Genomic DNA, 24601 nt, shown 5'->3' with positions numbered 1-24601 from the left:
AAGGATTGCAAGTCTTTTTGAATTAATAGATAATATTGGTTAGAATGTTTCGAAAATATTACATAGTTTACAGAAAGAGGAGATCGTTGTGTCCAAGAAGAAAAAATGGCTTATTGGCGGTGCGATATGTGCCGGTGTGCTTGTATTGGCTGGGATCGGCGCTGGCGGTTTTTACTTTTTTACCCACATGAACCAAGTTGCCGTATCATCGGAGCCCTATGCTGAATCGGTCGCGGTATACATGGGAGGAGATTCAGAATCAGGCCAAACGTTTTCTGGAAAGGTTGAACCTGAGAAACAGCAGAAAGTATACATAGATTCAGAAAAAGGCAGCATTAAAAAAACATACGTCAAAGAAGGCGATCAGGTTAAAAAGGGCGATAAGCTTTTTGAGTATGAGGGCGAGGATCATTCTGATGAAGTGGAGCAAGCCAATTTGCAAATTGAAATGACAAATCTGCAAATCAACCGTTTGCAAAAATCAATAACGGAAACGGAAAAGAAGCTGAAAGTTGCAGGAAAAGAAGAGAAAACCCAGCTTCAAGATGAACTTGATCAGGCCAATTTCGATTTGAAAACAAGCCAGCTCGAACTGAAGCAGCATCAAAAAGAACTGGCTGGCCTGACGAAAAACAAAGGTTCCAATGTCATTACAAGCAAGCATGACGGAATCGTTCAAAGCGTCAATCAGGATATCACTGACGGTGCAACAGGTGACCAGGCAGCAGGCCCGTATATCCAGATTGTTTCGACGGGCAAATATCTGGTCAAAAGCCAAATCAATGAGCTGTTAATGGACACGATCAAAAAAGGCAGCAAAGTCAGGGTCACGCTGAAAACAGGCGGTGAGGGCGAGTGGAAAGGAAAGGTCACCTCGATCGGCAAGCTTCCAGCGGGAGCAGGCGAGGGTGAAGAATCAGAAAGCTTTGCTGATGAAGAAATGAACCCCCAGTCCTCTAACTATCCTTTCACCATTTTATTAGACAGCCATAAAGGTCTTGAAGTCGGCTATCATGTCAACATCGAAGTGATGAGTGATAATGCTGATGCGGATACGATCAAGCTGCCGTCCGACATGGTCATTCAGGATGACGGCGAACCGTATGTGTGGAAAGCTGATGAGAATCACAAAGCGGTTAAGCAGCCTGTTGAAATCGGAGAGACTGATGAAAATGACATGGTGGAAATTAAGAGCGGCCTGACGCCGGAAGATTATGTGATCTATCCTGATCCCGCGGTCAAGGAAGGAAAGCAGGTTACAGTCAATGCTGACACTGAATAATATTTCGAAGTCATACAAGCTGGGAAAAGAAGAAGTTCCAATCTTGAAACATATCAATCTGACTGTTCAGGCGGGGGAGTTTTTAGCTATTATGGGGCCTTCAGGTTCTGGAAAGTCAACGTTAATGAATATTATCGGCTGTTTGGACAGGCCAACCTCAGGAACCTATATGCTTGACCAGATCGATATATTGAAAGGGAAAGACGGGGCTTTAGCCGAAATTCGCAATGAATCAATCGGGTTTGTGTTTCAAACTTTTCATTTGCTGCCGCGTCTCACCGCGCTGCAAAATGTCGAGCTGCCGATGATCTACAATAAAGTGAAGAAAAAAGAGAGAAGACAACGGGCATATGAAGCGCTGGAAAAAGTCGGATTAAAAGACAGGGTCTCCTACAAACCGCCTAAGCTGTCCGGCGGCCAAAAGCAGCGGGTGGCGATAGCGAGGGCCCTTGTCAATCAGCCGAGGTTTATTTTAGCTGATGAACCGACCGGGGCGCTTGATACCAAATCAAGTGAACAAATTTTGTCACTGTTTTCCGAACTGCATCGGGAAGGCAAAACCATTATTATGATAACCCACGACCCGGACGTTGCCAAAAAAGCTGACAGAACCGTTTTTATCAGAGACGGAGAGCTGGTATTAGATGAGAGAGGGGAAATCAGCCATGCTTGAACATATTCGCATCTCCTTTCAATCCATTTTCTCTCATAAATTAAGATCCATTCTGACAATGCTCGGCGTGATTATCGGCATAGCGGCAATCATCGCGATTGTTTCAATGCTGAAGGGCCAAAGTGAGCAATTAAAGCAAAGTATGATCGGCATGGGAAACAACGCCATCAACGTTGTCTACCAGCCGTCTGGAGGAGAAGAGGAGAGCGGCGGCCCTCAGGTGTCGTATGCGTCCGCGCCGCCTGTAGCGGAAGAAACAGTAAAGGCGATCAAATCAGATCCGATGGTCAAAGGATTATCCTTATATTACTTGTCAGAAGGCGCGAGCGTTTTTCATTTAACTAACGTTTCGTATCCCCAAGTGTATGGAGTGGACGATGATTACTTCGACATGTTTCCAATCCGAATAACCGAAGGGAGAAAGCTGACGGAAAATGATTTAAACAGCACACACCAAGTGGTGATGATCAATGAAGCTGTCAGAGATGAACTGTTTCCGGACGGAGAAGCTCTGCATAAAAGCATTGAGATGAATGGTGTGCCGTTTAAGGTCGTCGGTGTTTTTAAAGAAAAAAATCAACAGGAAAGCATGTTTGAAGGCGACTACGCGAACCCGGTTTTGTACGTGCCGAAAAAAGTGTGGCCGCTTATTGAAGGGTTTGACGCGCCAACGCAGATTGCCGTGCAGGCTGATTCTTCTGAGCATATCCAAGAAGCGGGTGTAATGGCTGCAGATCTTTTAAATCAGGGACTGTCAGAAGCTGAGCTGGAAAAAGCAGAGTACAGTGTAATGGATCTTCAGGAGATCGCGCAGGAAGTGGAGTCCTTTAATCAGTCATTTGCATTGCTGCTTGGCGGAATCGCCAGTATTTCACTTTTGGTGGGCGGTATCGGCGTCATGAATATTATGCTCGTTTCCGTAACGGAGCGCACGAGGGAAATCGGAATTAAGAAAGCGCTCGGTGCTAAGCGGCGTGTGATTTTATTTCAATTTTTAACCGAGGCTGTTGTGCTGACAAGCATTGGCGGAATACTCGGTGTGCTGGCGGGTTTCGGCATCGCCAAGCTGCTGACGGTCATTTTTCCGATGCCTTTTATCGTCTCCATTCCAGCTGTTGTCGGAGCACTGATCTTTTCAATGGCAGTCGGCATTATCTTCGGCTTGCTTCCGTCTATCAAGGCTTCGAAGCTTCAGCCTGTAGACGCGCTTCGCTATGAATAAAAAGAACGCATCCAATTGGAATGCGTTCTTTTTTAGCTGGGAAGAGCCGAGTTGCATTTGTCTAAAATCAAAAAAACGGCTGCGACAATCATTTCTTCTGTGGTGGACAGCCAGATGTCGCTGATCAATTGGTCTGTTGTATGAGCAGTCATCCACAAAAATAGCAGCTGTACGATGCCGGCAAGGAGAATGAATAGACGTTTTCCTGTCTTGAAAAATGTAAAGCTATGTATCATCAGCCTTTCAAATGGTTCAAAGCATAATCCGAGAACAAGAAATACCACGGCAAAAAGCAGGACATGAGCTGCTGAGCGGTAGCTCGTTCCCGCTAAAGAAAACAATATATAGATGACAGCAAAATAGGTCAACACCACTGCTGCTGCGGCCAGTAAGTACTTTATGGAGAGCCGCAATAAGCGTTTTGAAGGGTTTTGATGTTTCACTGGTTCAGCTCCTTATGAAGGCTTGCAGAGAACGAGTGCTCTCTGCAAGCCGCAAGTCTTTTATTTACTGCATTTCTTTTTCACTACTGGGTGCTTTTCTTTTGAAAGCACATCAGTAAAGTCTTTGCCCAAGTCAAGGTGCGCTTGAACAAATTTTTCAGGAAGCATGGCAAGCCATTGGTTTAAAGATACATCAGCATAATGGTCGTCTTTGAAGATTTCTAAAAAGACAAGCGGTTCATCCCCGATGTTTTCAACGTAATGACCCATTGCAAATGGTACATATCCGACATCACCGGCTTGGTAATTAAACGTTCTGGCATGGCCGTCAGATGCAAAAACGGTCATTCTAGCTTTACCGGAGATGTAGTATTGCCATTCGTGGGTATTCGGGTGCCAGTGCAGTTCTCTCATGGCGCCGGGTTCTACTGTTACGAGCGCTGATGCGATGGTTTTAGACACTTTGAAGTTTGTCGAATCTGCAATGTATACTTTTCCTCCCTCAGATTCGATCGGCTCTTGTTCAAGAAGGCGGTAAGTAAATGGATAAGGCACTTCGCCATTCGGCCCTTCCACAATATCATCTTTTAAACTGCCAGGAAGTTGGTTTTCAAATATATATTTTTCTTTGCCAGGCAAATTGGAAATCTCTTCTTTTGTCACGCCGAAGTTCGCAGCAATGACTTCTTTTGGAGTGTGGGCAAGCCAATCTGTCAGCTGGAACGTGCTGTTTTCAGAGAATGATCCATCGTCAAACACGAGCAGGAACTCAGCTCCCTCATCCAGCGCTTGGATGGAGTGCGGCAAGCCTGACGGGAAGTACCAAAGGTCTCCTTCACCTACATCGTCAATAAAGCTGCGCCCTTTTTCATCTACAATTGTGACTCTTGCACTTCCGTAAATCATATAAGCCCATTCAGCTTCTTTATGCCAGTGAAGCTCGCGAATGGCGCCTGGCTTCAGCCGCATATTTACGGATGCAAGGTTTTCTGAAATCGGCAATTCACGTACTGTCACTTCACGGGCATATCCGCCTTTTTCTAATCGGTTATGAGTATCAGAGAACGAAAACTTCATATTGCTGACGGTGCCATGATCGGTTTCAGGCGGAACGAGCATATCAGGGTTTTGCCGGTCTCTTTCAATATTGCGCGGGATTTTTACCGTTGCTCCTTTGTCTCCTCTAATTGGCTGCGGAATGTCATTTTGTTTTTTCATGAAATGTTTCCTCCTTACATTTAAATGTGATAGCAGAAAGAGAAGGTGAAAGGCCTTTCGTTTTCCCTTCTGTTTTGTTAAGTGAAAAAAACCAGTGAAAAGTCAACTTCGATTGAAAAATTATTTTTTTGCATGATCTTTCAGTTCTGTCATTAGTTCTATTAGTTGATCAAACTTCTTTTCGAATCGGGTCAGCAGATACATTGCAATCAGCGCGGGAAACCCAAAATTGCCGATCTGTTTTACGACTTCCTCTATAAAAACCTGATCCATAGGAAAATACCTCCCTTCTTTTTCTTCAGTCATGTATGTAAGTGAAGGAAAACCGATAAAACGTAAACTGCTGCAAAGTATTTTGGAAGACACTAGGCGGAAAGTAGTAGTTTACTTTTTTTTGCTTTCCTTCATTTAATTTAGTAGGGAGGCGGTTTGATGGACTATCAAAGTCTTTTACGGTCAAAATGTAAGGAGATAATGAAGCATCCCATCGTGAAGCATTTTTTGAGCAATCCTCAGCATTACCGTTTGTTCAAAAACGTATTGGAAAGCCCTAACGAAAAAGATGCAAAATCATTGGACGAGCTATTTAAGCAATTTTATAAAGAAATCCGTATCGTCAAGTATATGAATTCAATGATTCGCATCTTTTCTATTGATTTTGATAAGCGGGTTCGCAAAAATCAAAAACGGTATCCGCTGACGGTAGATCATCCGGAGGCGGGAGATCGGCTTCCTTCCGAAACAGGAAGCGATGCATTTGAAGAATTTTTAGACAGGCAGGATGATTTGAGCCAGCATGTACAGGATTACCAGCTCTACCAAGCGATCCAGAAGCTGACTGACAAACAAAAAAGTGTGCTGACGAAAGTCTATCTTCACGGTGCCACGATGCAGGAGATTGCAGATTCATTAGGGGAGTCCCGACAAAACATCTCCAACATTCATAAAAAGGGGCTAGAGAATATCAGAAAGCAGCTAGCGGCGCAAAAAAAGGGGGAAAAGTAAGCTGTGAACGGCCAGTTTGAACAAAAAAAGAAACAAAAAGACGAGACTTATGACATTGAGCACCTGATTGCATGCTTTTCACCGATGATCAGAAAAAAACTCAGCAATACGTCCTATCAAGAAAGAGAAGATTTAGAGCAAGAGCTGAAGATCAAAATGTTTGAAAAGGCTGATATGCTTTTATGTCAGGATGTCCCGGGGTTTTGGGAGTTTATTTTGTACATGGTAGATGAGAACTCATAATATTTTCATTTGAAAAAACATCAAAAGGGAGCGCTTGTTTGCTCCTTTTTTGCTGTTTTGATTTGCCAAGCTCCAATGTATTCAAAAATGTACCATAAATAAACGATATAATGATAAGATGAAAAAAACAGTGACAGAAAGGAACATAAAAGTGGAAAATGCGTCAATTTTAATCGTAGACGATGAGAAAGCGATTGTGGACATGATCAAACGCGTTCTCGAAAAAGAAGGTTATCGAAATATACTGGATGCGGCAAGCGCAGAAGAAGCGATTCCCGTTGTGAAGGCCAATAAGGTTGACTTGATTGTGCTGGATGTCATGATGGGCGGAATGTCCGGTTTTGAAGCCTGCACATTGATCAGAGAGTATTCAGACGCTCCGATTTTTTTCCTGACGGCAAGATCATCCGACGCGGACAAATTATCGGGCTTTGCGGTTGGAGCTGATGACTATATCACAAAACCATTTAATCCGCTGGAATTAGCGGCGCGGATCAGAGCGCATCTCAAGCGTACATATCAATCGAAAGAAACGAGTTCAAATCAAACCTACACATATGATTACTTTACTTTTTCTCCGCAAAATGCCGAGTTGATCGTAGGCGGGGAAGCCGTTGCCTGTTCAGCCCAGCTTCTGCAGCTTTTGCAGTATTTTTGTGAACACCCTAACGTGGTGCTTTCCAAAGATCAAATATATGAAAAAGTATGGGGCTATCCTTCCTACGGTGACAACAACACCGTCATGGTACATATTCGCAAGCTTAGGGAGAAGATTGAGCGCGATCCGAGCAATCCGGAGTATATTGTAACCGTTCGAGGTCTCGGCTATCGTTTTATCCCAAATCCTGAAGGCAAGCGGTCATGAGGTTAAGATGGAAGTTTTTGTTTCACTTTTTCGGCCAGATGCTGATTGTGATCCTGCTGCTTACGGTTATGCTTGTTGCGTCGTTTTTCTATTTAGACGCTCGTTTTAGCGATGCGGAATCCAATTCAGGGCTGACGAAGGCAACGACCGACACACTTGAGGCATATCTCGATGTAAACGAAGACGGGACATGGGAAGTGGATAATTTCCTGAAGAAATCTGTTGATAAACAGCACGGCTGGATGCAAATCATTGATTCGGAAGGAAACACTGATTATTCCTACGGCGTGCCAAAAGACGTGCCGGGCACCTATACCAAGAAAGAGCTTTTGTCTATTTATAAAACCAAAAAGCTTCATAACTATAAACTGAATTATTGGGCCATCAATATTGAAGATAAGTCGTATCTTCTATTGTCCGGCTGGAAATCAAAAAGTGAACAGCTCCTGACTTCCGTTGAAAAGCGCGAACAAAAGATAGACTCGCTAGCGCACTATAAGTCCAGTACCGTCGACTATATTAAACGGAAAAAAGGCGCCATTTACCTGTTAGACAGCAATGGAAAGATTCTCGACAGCATCAACAGCACAAAAAGCGAAAGAAAAACGATGAACCAGCTGGAGCTGCTTAAATACAGCTCTAAGCCTTGGAACTATAAGCGGGAAATTTCCGTTAAGATCCTCAATAAAGACAGATGGATGGTCGCTACGGTGCCAAACCCAGTCTATGTAACCGATCAGGAGTTTAACAAATCATTCCTGAAGGTTGTATTAAAAGCGATGTTTCTCGTGATGGCCGTTTTGTTCATGTATATCATTTGGATGACCGTTTGGTATATGTTCCGATTCGGGCTGCCGATTTTTCACACGATTAGATGGCTGGTCAATCTGTCAAAAGGGAAGCTTGAGGAGCCCAGAAACCGGGAAGGCCGTCCTGTCAGCAAAAATAAAAAGGGAAAAATCAAACAGCCGTACCGCTTCTTCGGTGAGATATTTGAATCAATGGATCAGCTGACTGAAACGCTGAGAAGGGATAAAAGAAACAGAGAAAAAATCCAGGCGACAAGGGAAGAATGGATTGCCGGTTTGTCACATGACTTAAAAACACCGCTCAGCAGCATTTACGGCTACAGCATGATGCTCGAGTCGAAGCAGTATGACTGGTCGCCGGAAGAAGTGAAAGAAATGGGGCAGGTTGTCAGAGAAAAATCTGAATACATGTCCAAGCTGATTGAAGACTTAAATTTAACGTATCGGCTGAAAAATGATGCTCTTCCTATTGAGAGAAATCTCACTAGCCTTATCCCGTTTTTTAAAAATGTCATTGAGGATTTTAAGAAAAATCCGTTTTCTGAAGGCTATGATATCTCGTTTGTATCCAAAGAAGAGCATATTGAATTTGCCCTTGATGAAGCGTGGTTCAGGCGCATATTAGAAAACCTCCTTGGGAATGCCGTGAAGCACAACGACAAAGGAACAGAGATTCAAGTCATTCTGGAGCAAACAAAAAATCATATATCTTTAAAGGTGAAGGACAATGGGAAAGGAATGGATGAAGAAACGATTACCCATTTGTTTAACCGTTACTACAGAGGGACGAACACAAAAGATTCAACTGCCGGAACGGGTCTCGGGCTCGCGATTGCCAAGGAGCTTGTCCATCTCCATAACGGAACGATCCATGTGAACAGCAGAATGAACATTGGAACGGTCATTACCATCCTTTTTAAAAAACAATAAACATCAAGTGGTTTGGACACCTCTTTGCCGGGAATAACAATATATAGACTGAAGCTAAAGAGGTGTAACACATGGATGCAGTATTGGAAGCAGACACTCGGGCAGTGATTGGAGAAGGCCCGTTATGGGATGAAGAAAACGGCCGCTTATATTGGGTTGATATCCTGGGGAGCGAGCTCCATATCTTTGACCCTGAAGAAAAAATCAACCGATCAATCAAATTCAAATCCTTTGTGACGGCGCTTGCGAAATATTCAAAGGATGAACTGATTATGACCATGAAGGACGGGTTTTACCTGTATCATCTTCGGGATGACAGCTTGGAAAAAATTAAACAGCCGAAGGACATGCATGAGAGCCTGAGATTTAATGATGCTAAATGTGACCCGTACGGAAGGCTTTGGGCGGGGACGACGAGCATGGAAGGCGAGCAAAAACAGGCGTCGCTGTACCGTTTGAATCTAGACGGCAGTCTTGTCAAAATCAAGGATCAAGTCTCCACCTCAAACGGTTTGGATTGGGACCGCGAGCGGAATTTGATGTATTACATCGACACGCCGACGCAGGAGATTGTGCGTTACAGCTATGATCCTCAAAGCGGAGATGTTTCGAATCCAGAACCTGTCTATCGTTTTGATCAGTCAGACGGATTACCGGACGGCATGACAATTGACCAAAATGGCATGCTGTGGGTGGCGCTGTTTGGCGGCAGCCGCGTTGTTCACATTGACCCGTTTCAGAAAAAAGAAATCAATTCAATCAGCGTGCCGGCTAAATATGTCACGTGCTGCGCGTTCGGCGGCAGAGACTTAAAAAACCTTTACATTACAACGGCAACAGAACAAATGACAGAAAAAGAGAGATACGAGCAGCCTCACGCTGGAGGGTTGTTTTCAGCACAACTGGAAACAGGCGGATATCAGCCGGTACCATTTGCTGGAGACGTATAAAAAAACGCATCCGAAACACGGATGCGTTTTTTATACTACAGAGAACGGATAATGCCGCCTTCCACACGCTGTGCCGTGCCGTTAATGGCGGATGCGGCGTCAGACGCGAGGAATACGATTGTGTTGGCGACTTCTTCTGCTGTCGCGTATCGCTGAATAAGTGAGGTTGGCTCATTGACCTTGAAATAGTCTTTGATAAATGTATCTGTATCCTGGCCGGCTGCTTGTGCGGCACCTTCCATATAGGATGCCACGCCCTCTGTCCAAGTAGGTCCCGGGAGCACTGAGTTAACCGTCACATTTGTGCCTTTTGTCATTTCAGCCATTCCTCTTGAAAGGCTGATCAGCGCCGTTTTTGTCATTGAGTATGGAATCATCGTTGGCAGCGGTTTGACGCCTGCTTCACTTGCAATATTTAAAATGCGGCCGCTGTTTTTGGCAAGCATTTTTGGAAGGAAGTGACGGCTTGTCCGAACGGCGCTCATCACGTTCACTTCGAAATATTGATTCCACTCTTCATCTGTCACATCGGCAAAGTCTTTTACCTCGAAGAAACCAAGGTTGTTGACAAGGATATCAATATCACCGATTTCATTTACTTTCTCGATAAAAGCCGCTGCTTCATCTGTTTTTGACAAATCGGCAGCAGCACCGTGCACTGTTCCATAGCCAGAAAGCTCTTCAATGGTGCGATCGACAGTCTCCTGTTTGCGTCCGTTGACAATGACTGCCGCACCCTCTTGCAGAAAGCTTTTTGCGGCGGCTTTCCCGATACCGGACGTCGAGCCGGTGATTAAGACGAGTTTGTCTTTTAGCTGTAAATCCATAAGAATCATTCCTTTTGATTGATGATGGTATTAAGTATACAAGATCAAATTTAGTGTTTACGAGGATTTTGCTCCCATACACAATATGGGGAAAAGTCATTCAGGACACATATACAAGCCTGTCAGTCATATAGTATAATTACTCCGAAAAAAGGATACGAATGTCAAATAGGTGCCGGTCCGTGAACAACAGCCGGCTTAAAAGGGAAACCGGTAAAAGCCGGTGCGGTCCCGCCACTGTAATTGGCCAAGCGCCAAGAGCCAGGATACCTGCCTGTTTGATCAGCACGAATTCTGCGAGGACAGATGATGTGTAAACAATAGGCTTTTTTGTGTTGTTTACAGCATCTTTACCGTCGTAGAGATGCTTTTTTAGTTCGTTTAGGAGGAAAAAATTATGAAAAAACGAGCCGGGATATGGACTGCGCTCCTGTTGGCTGTTGTTATGCTGGCAGGCTGCGGCAATCCTGCGGATCAGAAGGATTCAAAGGCAAAACAAAAAACAGAAGCGTTTCCTGTCACCATTGATGATGCGTCAAATCAAGATGTAACCATCAAAAAAGAGCCAAAAAAGATTGTTTCATTAATGCCGAGCAACACAGAAATTACATACGCACTCGGCCTTGGTGACAAAGTGGTCGGTGTCACCACAAACGATACATATCCAAAGGAAGTCAAAAAGGTTGAGAAAGTCGGAGATATGAATGTAAACGTTGAAAAAGTCATTTCTCTAAAACCAGATCTCGTTCTGGCCCATGAGTCTTCCATGTCAGCATCAGCGGATGCCATCAAACAGCTGAAGGACGCGGGCATTACAGTGCTGACTGTCAATGATGCACAATCATTCTCCGAGGTGTACAAATCAATCGAAATGATCGGAGAAGCTGCCGGGGCGGAGAAAAAAGCTGATCAGCTCGTGAAAAGCATGAAATCAGATCTAAAGGATATTCAAGAAAAAGCGAAAACCATTTCAAAAGACGAGGAGAAAAGCGTATTTATCGAGGTTTCTCCTGATCCTGACATTTATACAACCGGAAAAGATACGTTTATGAATGAAATGCTGAATGTCATCCATGCTAAAAACGCAGCTGCGGATCAGACAGGATGGGTGCAAATGACAGATGAGGCGATCGTAAAACTCAATCCTGATGCAATTGTTACAACGGACGGTGTGAAAGCGAAAGCTGTGGAAAAACGCGATGGCTGGAGCGAAATCAATGCTGTGAAACATCATCGTGTATATGATGTGGACCCTGATCTTGTGACACGTTCCGGTCCCCGTCTGATCGAAGGGGTCGAAGAACTTGCGGAAAGCATTTACCCGGATACGTTTAAGGAATAATCGTTATGCCGCATATATCATTGGTTTCTCATTTTTAGCCGTGAGCATCATCTTAGGAATTTCTTGCGGCAGCCTGCATATTCCTATTCCCGCTGTTTTTCGTGTCTTTTGGCATCAAGGCTTCGGCGGCTCTATTGGTTCTGATGATCCGATGTACACTAATATTATGATGAATATCAGACTGCCGAGAGTTGTGCTGGCCGCCCTTGTGGGGGCGGCTCTTTCTATTGCAGGGGCCGCTTTTCAAGGATTATTGAAAAATCCACTTGCTGATCCCTATACGCTAGGTGTGTCATCCGGTGCTTCAGTCGGAGCTGTTGTGACTCTGTTCTTAGGTCTGCACCTTCCTGTCATCGGAGGGTTTACACTCCCGGTTGTGAGTGTAGCCGCGGCACTTGCCACGATGGCGGCGGTCCTTTTCTTCAGCCGCCTCGTTCATGCTTCGATGTCTGTTTCCACCCTCATTTTGACCGGTGTCATCACCAACTCTTTTTTAGGCGCATTTATTTCTCTTATCATCGCCTTGACAGGAGACAACCTGCTTCCGATTGTGCATTGGCTGCTTGGCAGCGTCTCAATGAGGGGCTGGAGCTATGTTATTTTGTTTCTCCCGTTTTTTCTTTTGGGAACCATTTTATTGATTATAAACGGAAGGGAACTGAACGTGATGACATATGGAGAAGATAAAGCAAAGCTTCTTGGAGTCAGCGTTCAGCAGAGGAAGATGATGATATTAATAGCAGGATCTCTTTTGACGGGAAGCGCTGTGGCAGTATCGGGCACGATCGGCTTTGTCGGCCTTGTGATTCCGCATATCACAAGGCTATTGTGGGGAACGGACCATCGGCATTTACTGCCGCTGTCCGCCTTGCTCGGGGCAGGGTTTCTCGTTTTAGCCGATCTGCTTTCCAGAACCATCATTGAGCCGATTGAACTGCCGATCGGGATCATTACGTCCTTGGCGGGAGCGCCTGTGTTCGCTCTTATTTTAATTCGGCAGCACCGCGGGAGGAGAAGCTTATGATGAAGGCAGAAGGGCTGTCGGGAGGATACGGCGACAGCCGCCTAATCAACAATGTCAGCTTAACAGTGAAGAAGGGAGAATTTCTCGGAATTCTTGGCCCTAATGGAAGCGGAAAAACTACGCTTTTGCACTTGCTGACAGGTACGCTGCCGGCCAAGGAAGGCAGCGTTTATCTGGCCGGAAAACTGCTGGCGGACTATAAACCGAAGGAACTGGCGCAAATCATGGCCGTCCTGCCGCAAAAAACGGATCAAGCCTTCACCTTTACCGTCGAAGAAACTGTAGCCTTTGGCAGATATCCATTCCAAACGGGGCTGTTCAGACAGCAGACTGAAAAGGATGAAGCCATTGTACAGGAAGCAATGGAGCAAACAGGAGTGGCCGATTTTGCGCAAAAGCCTATTCGCGAACTAAGCGGAGGGGAACAGCAGCGGGTGTATTTGGCACAAGCTTTGGCGCAGCAGCCGCGTATTTTATTTTTGGACGAGCCGACTAATTTTCTCGATCTGGCTTATCAAAAAGACCTGCTTGATCTGATCAAACGCCTGACGAGAGAAAGCGGATTGGCAGCTGTCAGCGTTTTTCATGATCTGAACACCGCAAGCCTGTACTGTGATGAGCTCATGTTTATGAAAAACGGTGCCGCTGGTCCTAAGCAAAAACCGGAATATGCTGTCACAGAACAAAGCATAAAGGCGGTGTACGATACAGATGTCACCGCCTTGGTACATCAAAGCTCACCTAAACCGTTGATTGTGATTCAGCCTGAAAAAGATAGCGCGAAGCGGCAGTCTATCCTATTTGAAGCATTGCTCCAAGCGGGGCGTGATAACATTCTTCTGCAAACGGAAATCCCGCTTCGAACATTGTCCTCGACGCCTATCGGTGCAGGGTTTTCGTGGAGCAGGACGCTGATCCATAAACGGCTGCCAGATCAGCCAGATCCGATAGAAGGACTTACGGCCTGTCTTTCAGAAAGCGGTTTTCAACTGCAGGAGACGTGTGCGATGGCTTCTTCAGAAAGACTTGACCGTTTCGTGTATCGAACGTATGAAGACAGAGAGTTATCCGTTTTCATATGCGTTCAGACCGGCTTTTCGATTTGGATTTTGATAAACGGCTATGCGGCAGATCAATTCTTCATCAAAGCTCTTATGGCTGCCGAAGCAGAACGGACGAAAGTGCTGGGAGACGGAGGAGGCACAGGTGATATTCTCATCGCCGCGACTCAAACTCAGCAATCCGAAAACATAGAACAGCGGCTGAATCAATTGATAAAGAAAGGGACAGCTGAATGTATAAAAGAGGCTGCTGAGTTGTTTGAATAAGTCTGTAAAGGAGATTCAGGGTATGAAACTATATACAAAAACAGGCGATAAGGGACAAACGGGCTTAGTCGGGGGCAGAACGGACAAGGACAGCCTACGCGTCGAAAGCTACGGCACGATTGACGAGCTTAACAGCTTTATCGGGCTTACTTTGGCAGAGCTTTCCGGGCAGCCCGGCTTTGAAGATCTGACAGCCGAGCTGCTGACCATCCAGCATGAGCTGTTTGACTGCGGAGGCGATCTGGCAATCGTCACAGAAAGAAAAGACTACAAACTAACGGAAGAATCTGTTTCCTTTTTAGAAACGCGCATTGATGCCTATACAGCAGAAGCGCCGGAACTGAAGAAATTTATTCTTCCAGGCGGATCAAAGTGTGCTTCGCTTCTCCATATCGCACGCACCATTACAAGGCGGGCAGAACGAAGAGTGGTGGCGCTGATGAAATCGGAGGAGATTCATGAAACAGTGCTGCGTTATCTCAATCGTCTGTCCGATTATTTCTTTGCCGCCGCACGGGTTGTGAATGCAAGAAACGGTATTGGCGATGTAGAATATGAAAGAAGTGCCATTGTGTTTCGGGACCGAGACAGCAGTTAATCATAAAAAGTGAAAACGAAAGCCGGCGTGTTCAAATACATGCCGGCTTTTTTTGTTTTTCACTCTGTCAATTTCCCATTTTACGACAAAAAATGAACCTTATGAATTATTGACTGAAAAATGGAAAAATGAGATATTGTAATAAATAGATGTAAAAAATAGGCAACGGGGGGCTCTGATGGATGGTGAAATTGATTGAAAGTGATAGCATCTGGAAGAGAAATTTCAATTATCTGTTTTTCTCAAGAATAGTCAAGATATCCGGCGATATGTTCGCATTTAATTCAATATTATGGTTTTTAATTTATGACGGCAAAGGTGCGATCGGCACTGCTTTATTGATTGCTGTCACGTTTTTGCCGGAAGCCGTTCTGGCGCCTGTGACGGGGCCTTTTATGAAACAGACCACGCTGAAATTTTGGATGTACTTTTCAGATCTGACAAGGGCGGCGATTGTTTTGATTATCCCTCTATGTCATTTTGCGGGCTTCTCTCCGCTGTGGTTTGTCATGACGCTTATGATTGTGCATTCAGCTACTGGAGCTGCCTACAATCCCGCCTCTATCGCTTTGATTCCTCAAATCGTCAATGAACAGGGCATTCAAAAAGCAAACGCTGTGCTGCAATCCTCCGCTCAAATTGTCCGGCTTGGGGCTGTCACATTATGCGGCGCTTTTCTTACATTTATCAGTCCTTCTTATACCATGCTTATCGCACTTGTGCTCTATTTGGTGTCAGGTTTTCTCGTTCTTTTTATTAAGTACACTGCGGTTGAATCTCAATCAGAGTCTGCGGTTGTTACACAGAGAGGCACATATATCGGAAGACTGAAACGCGGCTTTAGGCTCGTCAGAAAACACCAGATTTTATATCCGCTCGCCATTTACTGTATCTTTATGAATTTCGCGGCTGCCCCATGGGAAGCGCTCTCTGCCGTATACGTTGCGGAAGATTTAAACGGCCAGCCGATCGTATACTCGCTTTTAAAGGCCACCACCGCCGCGGGCGCGTTTTTATTAGGGTTTGTGCTGGCGAAAGTCAAGGTAAACAGGTACGGCTTGTTATTCGTCACTGCCGGCATTATTGAAGGATTTGCTTTCTTTATTACCGGGATGAATACCTTTTTGCCGCTCGTCTTTTTCGCTGCTTTTACCTTTGGCGCCGCAGTCAGTGCTGTTAATGTTCCTGAGTACACGATTATCCAGACGTCTGTGGATAGTGAGGATCAGCCGCAGGTTTACGCCGTTATACATATGATCTCCAATATTTCGATCCCTGCCGGAGCTGTCATTTGCGGGTATGCCGCAAATGCTTTCGGCTCAGGTAAAGTGATCGCTGCCGGCGGGATTGTCGAAATTATTGCGGGTATCGGAATCTTGCTGTTTACAAAACTGGCCAAAGCAGAAAGGTCCGACCTGATTAAAGAAAGGGAAGCAAGTGTTCATCTGTAAAGGGTTTTAAAACGCCATGCCTCGTGCATGGCGTTTTTTTGTGCCGATGGGTCCTGTGCGAGATACGACTCCGGTCTTATATAAAAATCAATCTCTGATTCGTTTTGCATATCTTCCAACTTGTATAAGATGAAGACAAGGAAAACGAAAGGAGGATCTGCATGAAAATAAACAAGAAAACAATAGGCGGATTCTTATTAATTGTATTTGGGATCTCCGTCTTTTTTGGAGGAGGAAGCTTCGGCTTTATCATCCCGCTCGCCATCGGGAGCTTGATGACATACGCAGGAATCAAAAGGTTTGCCGCGGGAAAAACCATCACGGGAATCATCGTGGGCGGTATCGGAGCCATTATGCTCATCTGCTCACTTCCGTTTGTCGTCGGAATCGCATTGGCGGCCGCTATGGTGTATTACGGCTGGAAGCTGATGAAAAACGGATCAGCTGATAACGGTGTATCATCTTTTGATCCTGAACCGGCTTCTGCTGCCTACCAATCTCACTTTGATGACGAATGGGAAGAATTTTTGAAGAAAAAATAATATCAATATATTAGGAGGAATCAGGTATGGTATTAAAAAGAATCAGAGACATGTTTGTTGCGTCAGTTCATGAAGGACTTGATAAAATGGAGAATCCAAAGGTGATGCTGAATCAATATGTACGCGATATGGAAAGCGACATCGCAAAAGCAAAGCAAACAATTGTGAAACAGCACACGATTGCCTATCAATTTAAGAAAAAATATGAAGAAGCCGCTGAAGTGGCTGGCAAACGGAAAAATCAGGCACAGCTCGCATTTGACGCAGGTGAAGAAGAACTGGCGAAAAAGGCGCTGACTGAAATGAAGTATTTAGAAGGGAAGGCGGCTGAGCATAAAGCTTCCTATGAACAGGCAAACAGTCAGCTGGCTGATCTGAAAGAGCAGCTGGCTGCACTTGAAACAAAGCTTCAGGACGTAAAGGATAAAAAACAGGCGCTGATTGCGCGGGCAAATGCGGCGAAAGCTAAAGAGCATATGAATACGACATTTGACAAAATTGACAGTGAAAGCGCGTATCGTGAATTTTTACGTATTGAAAATCGTATTGAAGAAATGGAAATCCGCGCGAATTATTCAAAGTCAGCGGAAGCCGGCACAGAACTTACACGTAAAGAATTCGCAGACGATGTGGAAGCGGAGATTGAAAAAATGCGGACACTTTCACTGCAAAAATCAGACCAGACAAAAGCGGCAAATGAATAAGCGGAACGGGGAAGGATTTGCGGTCAAGTCCTTCCCTTCCGCACGTATCAATTCGCAAGCTTTTCCTTTATAATAGAATGAATGAGAAGGATGAAACCGAATGAAAAAAATGCTTGGCAAACTGTTGATCACTGCCGGTATTCTGGTTTTTTTCGCCGTCGTCGTAAAAGATGTGTTTGCTGCAGGCCTAGGTTTCATAAATGGCACAGAAGCTGATTCAGCCAGCGCATCGCCGCGGGACATTGACAGCATGGTCATTGAGTCGGATAGCAAGGATGTCCGGATTATAGCGGAAGAACGAAGTGACATATCGGCAGGCATTTCAGGAGACTCAGGAAAGTTATTTGTTACTGAAAACAAAAGAAAACTGGAGCTGACCGTAAAGGAAAAAGAATTTCAATTTTTGAATGGATTTAACCGTTCAACTCTTATCGTCAGGCTTCCGTATGATTATAAAGGTGATCTGGCAGTACGAACCTCAAGCGGTGACGTGTCTGTGGCCGGGAATGACCATCTTGCGCTTTCCGGGCTGAACGCAGTATCTGCGAGCGGAAATACGAGCGTGACGGACGTCCGCATTCAAGATCTGAAAGTGAAGGCATCATCGGGGGATGTTTCCATTTCAAATACCGTCTCCAAAACAGCCGGCATTGATTTAGCTTCAGGGGACGCAAATCTGGTTCATGTATCAGGCTCTCTTGATGTGAAAATGACTTCAGGAGATTTTAATGCTGTATTGAAAAAGGTAACCGGTCCCGTATCTGTCACGCTGACAAGCGGTGATGCTAATGTAAGCCTTCCCCAAAATGGCAGCTTTGCAGTCAATGCTTTATCAGCAAGCGGTGACGTCAGTTCGCCGTATTCATTTGCTGATAAAGGACATAAAGAACAGCATCACATCACAGGCACGCAAGGAAGCGGCCGGCATCCAATCGACATCAAAACGGACAGCGGGGATCTAGCGATACGGTAGCACTAGGCAGAAGAAAGGAGGCGGACACCAGGAATGACAAAAAAACAGCTTCTCGGATTGATCATTGCTTTATTCGGCATCAGTATGTTTTTGCAAATTATCGGAATAGGCGATCTGCTGTTTTGGCCGCTCTTTTTTCTGATTGCCGGCTATTTCCTTAAAAAATATTCCCGTGATTGGCTTGGCTCCGTCATGTATATCTTTGCCGCGTTTCTATTTTTGAAAAACCTCTTCAGCATCACCTTTAATTTATTCGGCTATGCGTTTGCCGCATTTCTGATTTACGCCGGCTACAGGCTTATCAAAGGGAAGCCGATATTTGAACCGAATGAGAAACAGGTCAATCTCAATAAAAAAGAACATCATGAGCCGCCAAAAGATGTAAAACATCCCGACATGCGCAGCTTTTTTATCGGTGAGCTGCAAATGATGAAGCAGCCGTTTGACCTGAACGATTTAAATGTCTCTGGTTTTATCGGTGATATCAAAATCGATTTATCTAAAGCGATGATTCCCGAGGGAGAAAGTACAATCGTCATTAGCGGAGTCATTGGTAACGTTGATATTTATGTACCATCGGACCTTGAAGTGGCTGTCAGCTCGGCTGTTTTTATAGGAGACATTAATCTGATCGGCTCGAAGAAAAGCGGATTAAGCACGAAGGTATATGCCGCGTCAACTGATTTTAGCGAGTCAAAGCGCCGGGTAAAAGTGTCCGTTTCCTTATTTATCGGTGATGTGGATGTGAAGTACGTATGAGAAAAAAAATGCTTGCCAGCCTCCAATGGCGCGCCATCCGCATGACAACGGGAATCAGCCTGCTCCTTTTTGTTTGCCTGATTTCCTTTATGATGTTTTACTATCGGCTCGATCCGCTTGTTTTGCTGTCATCAAGCTGGTTCGGAATTCCGTTTATCCTGATTTTGCTTCTGATCAGCGTGACCGTCGGTTTCGCCTCAGGGTATATGTACGGCAACCGGTTGAAGACAAGGATTGATACATTAATTGAATCCATTTTAACCTTTGAAAACGGCAATTTCGCTTATCGGATACCGCCGCTCGGTGATGATGAAATCGGCCTGGCTGCTGATCAGCTGAACGAAATGGCGAAGCGCGTGGAGCTTCAAGTCGCATCCCTCCAGAAACTTTCCAATGAACGTGCGGAATGGCAGGCTCAAATGAAGAAGTCGGTTATCTCAGAAGAACGCCAGCGATTGGCCAGAGATCTTCATGATGCGGTCAGCCAGCAGCTCTTTGCCATATCGATGATGACATCAGCCGTGCTGGAACATGTCAAGGATGCTGATGACAAAACAGTCAAGCGGATCAGGATGGTCGAGCATATGGCAGGCGAAGCCCAAAATGAGATGAGGGGGCTGCTGCTCCATTTACGGCCTGTTACCCTTGAAGGAAAAGGGCTGAAGGAGGGCCTTACGGAGCTTTTGGACGAGTTCCGAAAAAAGCAGCCGATTGATATTGAGTGGGATATACAGGACACAGCGATATCCAAGGGTGTTGAAGACCACTTGTTCAGAATCGTGCAGGAGGCCCTTTCAAACGTATTTAGACATTCAAAAGCGTCAAAAGTAACCGTGATTCTGGGCATAAAGAACAGCCAGCTCCGTCTGAAGGTGATTGATAATGGAAAAGGCTTTAAAATGGACCAGGTGAAAGCCTCCTCATACGGCTTGAATTCTATGAAAGAACGTGCAAGTGAAATCGGCGGTGTCGCCGAAGTGATTTCAGTAGAAGGAAAAGGCACTCAAATCGAAGTGAAGGTCCCGATTTTTCCGGAAGAAAAAGGAGAGAACGAACGTGATTCGAGTATTATTGATTGATGATCATGAAATGGTCAGAATGGGGCTCGCGGCTTTTTTGGAGGCGCAGCCCGATATTGAAGTCATCGGCGAAGCATCGGACGGCAGCGAAGGTGTTCGGCTTGCTGTGGAACTGTCGCCTGATGTCATTTTAATGGACCTTGTCATGGAGGGCATGGATGGCATTGAAGCTACAAAGCAAATTTGCCGGGAGCTTTCCGACCCGAAAATTATTGTGCTCACTAGCTTCATTGATGATGACAAAGTGTACCCGGTTATTGAAGCTGGCGCGCTCAGCTATCTGTTGAAAACCTCAAAAGCGGCAGAAATCGCCGATGCCATCCGCGCCGCAAGCAAGGGAGAGCCGAAGCTGGAGTCAAAAGTGGCGGGAAAAGTATTATCCAGGCTGCGCCACTCAGGTGAAAACGCGCTCCCGCATGAATCGCTTACAAAACGGGAGCTCGAAATACTCTGCCTGATCGCAGAAGGAAAGACAAACAAAGAAATAGGCGAGGAACTGTTTATTACGATTAAAACAGTCAAAACACATATTACGAATATTTTATCAAAGCTGGATGTCAGTGACCGGACGCAGGCGGCGGTGTACGCACACCGAAATCATCTCGTGAATTAGGCGGCTGCTATTTGTTTGCGCCTTTCGTTCCGAAGTCTCTGACAATCACATTGACCCGGTAGTCTATTTCCGCATTGCTGAAATAATCATCATCCCATTTTCTTGAAATCTTTTTCCACTTTTGAGGATAATGAATTCTGACCTCGTTTCCCAGCCCGGTTACGTCCGCTTTGATCTCTTTCTGCAGCTTCTCTGTAATAAATGACGTTACTGTTTCGTGTACTCGTTTTTCGACTGTCTTTTCAATACTTTTAATATATGAATCCTTAAACGAGTCTTCATTGGGATTCCAGTCCTCAGATAGACGACCTTCAATATTGCGGGTAACGGTGAATTTGAACTTTCCGTCCTTGTATGCCGTCTTGATCTTCCGATTGCTTGAATATACTTCATAAGAAAAGAGATGGCCATCGCGCTTCAAGTCAATGACGCCTCCCTCGACAGTGCCTGAAAATAAGCTGATATTTTGAACCTCAATCGGGGTGAGGTCCCGGTGCCATAATTTATTTTTTATGATAGAGGCTCCGTTTATCGCGAGCTTGCCGTTTTCCTTACCGACATGAGGGATGAGGAATGAATCGTCAGAGGTTAAGTGTTCTGAGATCTCCCCCAATGTAACTGGCTCCATCGTTCTGATCGTCACCTTATTATTCTCTGTCAGATCATATATCACGTTGGATGCGGGTTCGCCTTCATCATTCATGTTAAATATATCCTTAGTTCGGCCGTTGGTGATAAAGACGTAGGAACTCCTCCTTGTTCCGTTGTCTCTGACAAACTGGTTAATAATGGCGTCCATTCCAATTTGATCCGCAATCACGCTTTTGGAAAGCAGAATGAGACGCAAATGCTGTGAAAACGTAGGCTTATGCTTTAATGCAGAGGTTCTCATCATTTGATGGACAGTTTTACCCTTTGTGATAGAAAGCTGTGTCGGATCAGATGAAGAGCCCTCCTTGGCGCTGATTATTTTCGGCACGAGAATTTGCTGTGTCAGCTCTAAATTTTCATCGTCAGGCTTGTCTAGCCCTACTCCGATCACTAAGCTTAATTCCTCGATATTCTCACTGTCCCAGCATCCGGACAGCAATAGGGTGCATATAAACATACATAAAATCCGGATTTTCATTTTGTTGTAATCCTCCTCTTGAGAGCTACAATGAAAAAGAGAATGAACGGAAGCAGAAACAGGGAGACAAAAATATAGCCAAGATAATCGCTATACATCATGACTTGATTGGCGTCATCCGGCCAGAGAGAAAAATAAAAGACCGTTATGCCGATAATCACCATGCTTGTTTTAGTCGATAATCCAAATGTCTTCTTTAGCCCGTTAGCGGCAAAGTATCCGTAAATGACAAATGTGGTGAAAAACTGGATAATCCAGACCACCAGTAAAAAGGATTCAAACCGTTCAATAAATATGCCTTTAAGCTCAAAGGACTGAAAGAGAGAAATAGTCGGCCAAATCAGCGTTTTCACCTCGGGAGCGGTCAAAGCTCCGACAACGATAATATACGTAAGGATATATAAGATAATCGGAATCAGAAATCCTAGAGACGCATATCTGAACGTGTATTTCTTTTTCTTCATATGTTCAGGAAGAAACAGCATCACTTCCATTCCTAAAAAAGAGATGGAAACGACGGTAAGGGAGTTTGCAATGGGTCCAAGGCCTTCGCCTAAAACAGGACGCAAATTATTGATATCAAAAATTTTAAAACTGATCCCGAACACAATCAGCAAAATAATAATGGTTACCGTTAAATAAAAGGGAAACAGCCGCGACACATCGCTTAAGCCCCCAACCATTAAATAAATGCCGCAGCAAATAAACGTTAAAATAATGACTTGAATTGGGGTTCTCTCCAGCAGGAAAAACTTCACCATTTCAGCCATTGCCCGTGTCTCGAAGCTGGCTACGCCGAGGAAATAGCCGCAGATCAAAAGGCCGATGATGCTGCCGATCCATTTCCCAAGCCCTTCCTTCAAATATTCAAAGAGTGAAGGGTATTGATGTTTTTTCTGAATGAGCGTGTTTAAATAAATGAAGAAAATAAAAATGAAACCTTCTAATATCAGCGTGATCCAGCCGTCAGGCGTATTAGCCTTAGTGGTCAGCGCTCGCGGCAATGTTAAAAGTCCGGCCCCAAGCATTGTATTTGCAACAATAGAAATACCTTGAAAGGTATTAAGTTTCAGTGGAGTCTGTTTTTGGCTCATTTGGATTATTCACCTCTTTTGGTTTGTTTTTAATTGGGAGACGGATAATGGAGTCATCCGTATTTTTCAGGCTAAAGAATCCGTTTGGCGAAAAATACGGAGACCCAAAGCTCGTTTGTCTCGTTAAGTGCGTATAAACGACAAGCATAAATAAAATAATGCCGTATAGCCCTAAAATAGCGGCGGAAAACATCGAAATAAAACGCAGCACCCGGAAAGACAGACCCATTCCGTATTGAGGAACGGTAAAGGATGCCAGGGCAATGACACTGACGACAATGACCATAATCGAACTGACGAGATTCGCTTCTACAGCAGCCTGTCCGATGACTACGCCCCCAACGAGGCCGATCGTCTGTCCGAGCGGATTGGGGAGTCGCAGTCCGGCTTCCCTTAGCAGCTCGATGGTGACTTCCATCAGCAGGGCTTCAAATATCGGAGGGAACGGCACGTTTTCCCTGTTCGCCGAAATCGTGACGGCGAGTGCGGTCGGCAGCAGCCCCTGATGGAAGGAAACAAGTGCTATATAAATCGATGACAAAAACAAGGTGATAAAGATAGAAGCAAAGCGCAGCGACCGGATAAGAGATGCTGAAATCCAGCGTTCATAGTAGTCATCCGGGGATTGCATCAGGATGCCGAGAGAAACCGGCACCAGCAGCACAAATGGTGAACTGTCGACCAAAATTGCCACACGGCCGTTAAACAGGGCTGAAGATACTTTGTCAGGTCTTTCCGTATTTTGTATCTGCGGAAATGGTGAATATTTATTATCTTCAATGAGCTCCTCGAGCGTTCCGCTGTCCTGGATATCTTCCAGCTGGATATTTTTAAGCCGCGCCTTCACTTCTTTTATGACGGACTTTTTTGCTTTGCCTTCAATGTACATAATGGCTGCAGGCTTCAGCTTGTTTTCGCCGATCATGATTTTTTTGGTGATCAATTTCGGATGAGAGGTTCTTTGTCTGATCAGAGCGAGATTTGTATCAATATCCTCTACAAACGCTACTTTTGGGCCGCGAACCACTTTTTCAGTTGTCGGCTCTGTCAGGCTTCTTGTTTTTTTCTTTCCTGTGGTCAGAATATAGGCTTTATCCAATCCGTTGATAAACACAGCACAATTGCCGTTGAGAATCGATTCAATCGTTTTTTTTGCAGTTTCAACAGGTCTTGCGTCAAGCTGGTCAAGGCGTTTTTTGACCTGGTCAAGCGTTAAGGTCTCCTCATCTTTAATCAAAGTTTTAATGGCTTCTGACACCTTATTCTCATCAGTCATTTCACTGAAATAGAGATAGTAAAAAACCAGTCCGTTCGCAAGCATTTTTTTGTTTTTCACCAGATCATCGTTTTCTTTTAATTTTGGCAGCACCAATGCTAAATTATCGTGTATATATTCCTTAAACTCTGTTTGTTCCAATGAGGTCACCTCTTATCCAAAACCTTAGTAGAGGTTATCTTTTCCTGTTAAAAAAATGATATACTGTGTTAGAGTATTTCA

Annotated in this window: 26 protein-coding genes and 1 riboswitch; of the genes, 19 read left to right on the top strand and 7 right to left on the bottom strand. The window is 44.8% G+C overall.

The features are described 5' to 3' along the window. Window positions 1-88 precede the first annotated feature (88 nt). From QF06_RS14975 to QF06_RS14965, 3 genes are read left to right on the top strand one after another with little or no spacing between them, the layout of a single operon-like run. Window positions 89-1282: an efflux RND transporter periplasmic adaptor subunit gene (locus QF06_RS14975; RefSeq protein ID WP_041850546.1), complete on the top strand. Its 1194-nt coding sequence runs from the start codon at window positions 89-91 to the stop codon at window positions 1280-1282. Next, a complete protein-coding gene (locus QF06_RS14970) occupies window positions 1266-1955 on the top strand; it encodes an ABC transporter ATP-binding protein (protein WP_021480586.1) in 690 nt (229 codons plus the stop codon). The genes QF06_RS14975 and QF06_RS14970 overlap by 17 nt, the downstream gene beginning before the upstream one ends. Next, a complete protein-coding gene (locus QF06_RS14965) occupies window positions 1948-3177 on the top strand; it encodes an ABC transporter permease (protein WP_003244568.1) in 1230 nt (409 codons plus the stop codon). The genes QF06_RS14970 and QF06_RS14965 overlap by 8 nt, the downstream gene beginning before the upstream one ends. 32 nt (window positions 3178-3209) lie before the next feature. Here QF06_RS14965 and rsiO read toward each other — a convergent pair whose 3' ends face one another. From rsiO to QF06_RS21485, 3 genes are all read right to left on the bottom strand, one after another. Next, window positions 3210-3620, bottom strand: coding sequence for an acid stress-sensitive anti sigma factor RsiO (gene rsiO, locus QF06_RS14960; RefSeq protein ID WP_003243579.1), 411 nt, complete (start codon window positions 3618-3620; stop codon window positions 3210-3212). 60 nt (window positions 3621-3680) lie between these two features. Next, the gene (oxdC, locus tag QF06_RS14955) at window positions 3681-4838 is read right to left on the bottom strand and encodes an oxalate decarboxylase (protein WP_041850547.1); all 1158 of its coding nucleotides are present in this window, start codon (window positions 4836-4838) and stop codon (window positions 3681-3683) included. Window positions 4839-4958: 120 nt separating this feature from the next. Then, entirely contained in the window at window positions 4959-5111 is a 153-nt protein-coding gene (locus tag QF06_RS21485) for a YvrJ family protein (protein WP_017696403.1), read from the bottom strand. A 201-nt stretch (window positions 5112-5312) separates the two neighbouring features. Here QF06_RS21485 and sigO point away from each other — a divergent pair, with 201 nt between their 5' ends. From sigO to QF06_RS14930, 5 genes are all read left to right on the top strand, one after another. Beyond that, on the top strand, window positions 5313-5843 hold the full coding sequence (gene sigO, locus QF06_RS14950; protein WP_076457680.1) for an RNA polymerase sigma factor SigO: 531 nt from the start codon (window positions 5313-5315) through the stop codon (window positions 5841-5843). A gap of 3 nt (window positions 5844-5846) precedes the next feature. Continuing rightward, window positions 5847-6086 carry a sigma-O factor regulator RsoA gene (gene rsoA / locus QF06_RS14945; RefSeq protein ID WP_021480583.1) on the top strand — a complete coding sequence of 80 codons (240 nt, stop codon included), beginning with the start codon at window positions 5847-5849 and terminating at the stop codon, window positions 6084-6086. Window positions 6087-6237: 151 nt separating this feature from the next. Continuing rightward, the gene (yvrH, locus tag QF06_RS14940; protein ID WP_003243545.1) at window positions 6238-6951 is read left to right on the top strand and encodes a two-component system response regulator YvrH; all 714 of its coding nucleotides are present in this window, start codon (window positions 6238-6240) and stop codon (window positions 6949-6951) included. After that, window positions 6948-8690, top strand: coding sequence for a two-component system sensor histidine kinase YvrG (gene yvrG, locus QF06_RS14935; protein ID WP_003228489.1), 1743 nt, complete (start codon window positions 6948-6950; stop codon window positions 8688-8690). The genes yvrH and yvrG overlap by 4 nt, the downstream gene beginning before the upstream one ends. Before the next feature lie 71 nt (window positions 8691-8761). Next, window positions 8762-9640 carry an SMP-30/gluconolactonase/LRE family protein gene (locus tag QF06_RS14930; RefSeq protein WP_043940192.1) on the top strand — a complete coding sequence of 293 codons (879 nt, stop codon included), beginning with the start codon at window positions 8762-8764 and terminating at the stop codon, window positions 9638-9640. Window positions 9641-9675: 35 nt separating this feature from the next. Here QF06_RS14930 and QF06_RS14925 read toward each other — a convergent pair whose 3' ends face one another. Further along, on the bottom strand, window positions 9676-10467 hold the full coding sequence (locus tag QF06_RS14925; RefSeq protein WP_015384617.1) for an SDR family NAD(P)-dependent oxidoreductase: 792 nt from the start codon (window positions 10465-10467) through the stop codon (window positions 9676-9678). Window positions 10468-10620: 153 nt separating this feature from the next. After that, window positions 10621-10759, top strand: a riboswitch (cobalamin riboswitch). A gap of 105 nt (window positions 10760-10864) precedes the next feature. Here QF06_RS14925 and QF06_RS14920 point away from each other — a divergent pair. The 11 genes from QF06_RS14920 to liaR all read left to right on the top strand — a co-directional run bounded on the left by QF06_RS14920 (window position 10865) and on the right by liaR (window position 20880). Next, on the top strand, window positions 10865-11809 hold the full coding sequence (locus tag QF06_RS14920; RefSeq protein WP_041850549.1) for an ABC transporter substrate-binding protein: 945 nt from the start codon (window positions 10865-10867) through the stop codon (window positions 11807-11809). Beyond that, window positions 11772-12833: a FecCD family ABC transporter permease gene (locus QF06_RS14915; protein WP_019712959.1), complete on the top strand. Its 1062-nt coding sequence runs from the start codon at window positions 11772-11774 to the stop codon at window positions 12831-12833. The genes QF06_RS14920 and QF06_RS14915 overlap by 38 nt, the downstream gene beginning before the upstream one ends. Then, window positions 12833-14161, top strand: coding sequence for an ABC transporter ATP-binding protein (locus tag QF06_RS14910; protein WP_080015538.1), 1329 nt, complete (start codon window positions 12833-12835; stop codon window positions 14159-14161). The genes QF06_RS14915 and QF06_RS14910 overlap by 1 nt, the downstream gene beginning before the upstream one ends. 22 nt (window positions 14162-14183) lie before the next feature. Continuing rightward, window positions 14184-14759 carry a cob(I)yrinic acid a,c-diamide adenosyltransferase gene (locus tag QF06_RS14905; protein ID WP_019712957.1) on the top strand — a complete coding sequence of 192 codons (576 nt, stop codon included), beginning with the start codon at window positions 14184-14186 and terminating at the stop codon, window positions 14757-14759. 182 nt (window positions 14760-14941) lie between these two features. Then, window positions 14942-16210, top strand: a complete 1269-nt coding sequence (locus QF06_RS14900; protein WP_029318421.1) for an MFS transporter — start codon at window positions 14942-14944, stop codon at window positions 16208-16210. Between the two features lie 161 nt (window positions 16211-16371). Next, window positions 16372-16752, top strand: coding sequence for a cell envelope stress-induced membrane anchor protein LiaI (gene liaI / locus QF06_RS14895; protein ID WP_003243447.1), 381 nt, complete (start codon window positions 16372-16374; stop codon window positions 16750-16752). A gap of 26 nt (window positions 16753-16778) precedes the next feature. Next, entirely contained in the window at window positions 16779-17456 is a 678-nt protein-coding gene (gene liaH / locus QF06_RS14890) for a stress responsive protein LiaH (protein ID WP_003243047.1), read from the top strand. Between the two features lie 100 nt (window positions 17457-17556). Next, the gene (gene liaG / locus QF06_RS14885; protein ID WP_003244420.1) at window positions 17557-18429 is read left to right on the top strand and encodes a LiaG family protein; all 873 of its coding nucleotides are present in this window, start codon (window positions 17557-17559) and stop codon (window positions 18427-18429) included. A 33-nt stretch (window positions 18430-18462) separates the two neighbouring features. Beyond that, on the top strand, window positions 18463-19188 hold the full coding sequence (gene liaF, locus QF06_RS14880) for a LiaRS two-component regulatory system accessory protein LiaF (RefSeq protein WP_003242605.1): 726 nt from the start codon (window positions 18463-18465) through the stop codon (window positions 19186-19188). After that, on the top strand, window positions 19185-20267 hold the full coding sequence (gene liaS / locus QF06_RS14875; RefSeq protein ID WP_043940191.1) for a two-component system sensor histidine kinase LiaS: 1083 nt from the start codon (window positions 19185-19187) through the stop codon (window positions 20265-20267). The genes liaF and liaS overlap by 4 nt, the downstream gene beginning before the upstream one ends. After that, the gene (gene liaR / locus QF06_RS14870) at window positions 20245-20880 is read left to right on the top strand and encodes a two-component system response regulator LiaR (protein WP_003243201.1); all 636 of its coding nucleotides are present in this window, start codon (window positions 20245-20247) and stop codon (window positions 20878-20880) included. The genes liaS and liaR overlap by 23 nt, the downstream gene beginning before the upstream one ends. A 7-nt stretch (window positions 20881-20887) precedes the next feature. Here liaR and gerAC read toward each other — a convergent pair whose 3' ends face one another. From gerAC to gerAA, 3 genes are read right to left on the bottom strand one after another with little or no spacing between them, the layout of a single operon-like run. Continuing rightward, a complete protein-coding gene (gene gerAC / locus QF06_RS14865) occupies window positions 20888-22009 on the bottom strand; it encodes a spore germination receptor protein GerAC (protein WP_003243203.1) in 1122 nt (373 codons plus the stop codon). Continuing rightward, window positions 22006-23103: a spore germination receptor protein GerAB gene (gene gerAB / locus QF06_RS14860; RefSeq protein ID WP_009968145.1), complete on the bottom strand. Its 1098-nt coding sequence runs from the start codon at window positions 23101-23103 to the stop codon at window positions 22006-22008. Before gerAB ends, gerAC begins: the two co-directional genes overlap by 4 nt. Beyond that, complete coding sequence (gerAA, locus tag QF06_RS14855) at window positions 23072-24520, bottom strand: spore germination receptor protein GerAA (RefSeq protein WP_003243555.1); 1449 nt, start codon at window positions 24518-24520, stop codon at window positions 23072-23074. The genes gerAB and gerAA overlap by 32 nt, the downstream gene beginning before the upstream one ends. Window positions 24521-24601 lie beyond the last annotated feature (81 nt).

This window comes from Bacillus sp. YP1, assembly GCF_000877815.1.
Lineage (GTDB): Bacteria > Bacillota > Bacilli > Bacillales > Bacillaceae > Bacillus > Bacillus subtilis.
Note: the sequence above shows the minus strand (reverse complement) of the source record. Positions and strands in the feature narration are given on the sequence as shown.

Bases quoted from the DNA above. Each gene is read 5' to 3' on its own strand.
- liaH (WP_003243047.1), top strand. From the start codon at position 16,779: ATGGTATTAAAAAGAATCAGAGACATGTTTGTTGCGTCAGTTCATGAA.
- liaS (WP_043940191.1), top strand. From the start codon at position 19,185: ATGAGAAAAAAAATGCTTGCCAGCCTCCAATGGCGCGCCATCCGCATG.
- QF06_RS14905 (WP_019712957.1), top strand. From the start codon at position 14,184: ATGAAACTATATACAAAAACAGGCGATAAGGGACAAACGGGCTTAGTC.
- oxdC (WP_041850547.1), bottom strand. From the start codon at position 4,838: ATGAAAAAACAAAATGACATTCCGCAGCCAATTAGAGGAGACAAAGGA.
- liaG (WP_003244420.1), top strand. From the start codon at position 17,557: ATGAAAAAAATGCTTGGCAAACTGTTGATCACTGCCGGTATTCTGGTT.
- QF06_RS14930 (WP_043940192.1), top strand. From the start codon at position 8,762: ATGGATGCAGTATTGGAAGCAGACACTCGGGCAGTGATTGGAGAAGGC.
- QF06_RS14970 (WP_021480586.1), top strand. From the start codon at position 1,266: ATGCTGACACTGAATAATATTTCGAAGTCATACAAGCTGGGAAAAGAA.
- QF06_RS14910 (WP_080015538.1), top strand. From the start codon at position 12,833: ATGAAGGCAGAAGGGCTGTCGGGAGGATACGGCGACAGCCGCCTAATC.
- gerAC (WP_003243203.1), bottom strand. From the start codon at position 22,009: ATGAAAATCCGGATTTTATGTATGTTTATATGCACCCTATTGCTGTCC.
- yvrG (WP_003228489.1), top strand. From the start codon at position 6,948: ATGAGGTTAAGATGGAAGTTTTTGTTTCACTTTTTCGGCCAGATGCTG.
- gerAB (WP_009968145.1), bottom strand. From the start codon at position 23,103: ATGAGCCAAAAACAGACTCCACTGAAACTTAATACCTTTCAAGGTATT.
- liaF (WP_003242605.1), top strand. From the start codon at position 18,463: ATGACAAAAAAACAGCTTCTCGGATTGATCATTGCTTTATTCGGCATC.
- QF06_RS14900 (WP_029318421.1), top strand. From the start codon at position 14,942: ATGGTGAAATTGATTGAAAGTGATAGCATCTGGAAGAGAAATTTCAAT.
- QF06_RS14925 (WP_015384617.1), bottom strand. From the start codon at position 10,467: ATGGATTTACAGCTAAAAGACAAACTCGTCTTAATCACCGGCTCGACG.
- liaI (WP_003243447.1), top strand. From the start codon at position 16,372: ATGAAAATAAACAAGAAAACAATAGGCGGATTCTTATTAATTGTATTT.
- QF06_RS21485 (WP_017696403.1), bottom strand. From the start codon at position 5,111: ATGGATCAGGTTTTTATAGAGGAAGTCGTAAAACAGATCGGCAATTTT.
- sigO (WP_076457680.1), top strand. From the start codon at position 5,313: ATGAAGCATCCCATCGTGAAGCATTTTTTGAGCAATCCTCAGCATTAC.
- QF06_RS14920 (WP_041850549.1), top strand. From the start codon at position 10,865: ATGAAAAAACGAGCCGGGATATGGACTGCGCTCCTGTTGGCTGTTGTT.
- QF06_RS14965 (WP_003244568.1), top strand. From the start codon at position 1,948: ATGCTTGAACATATTCGCATCTCCTTTCAATCCATTTTCTCTCATAAA.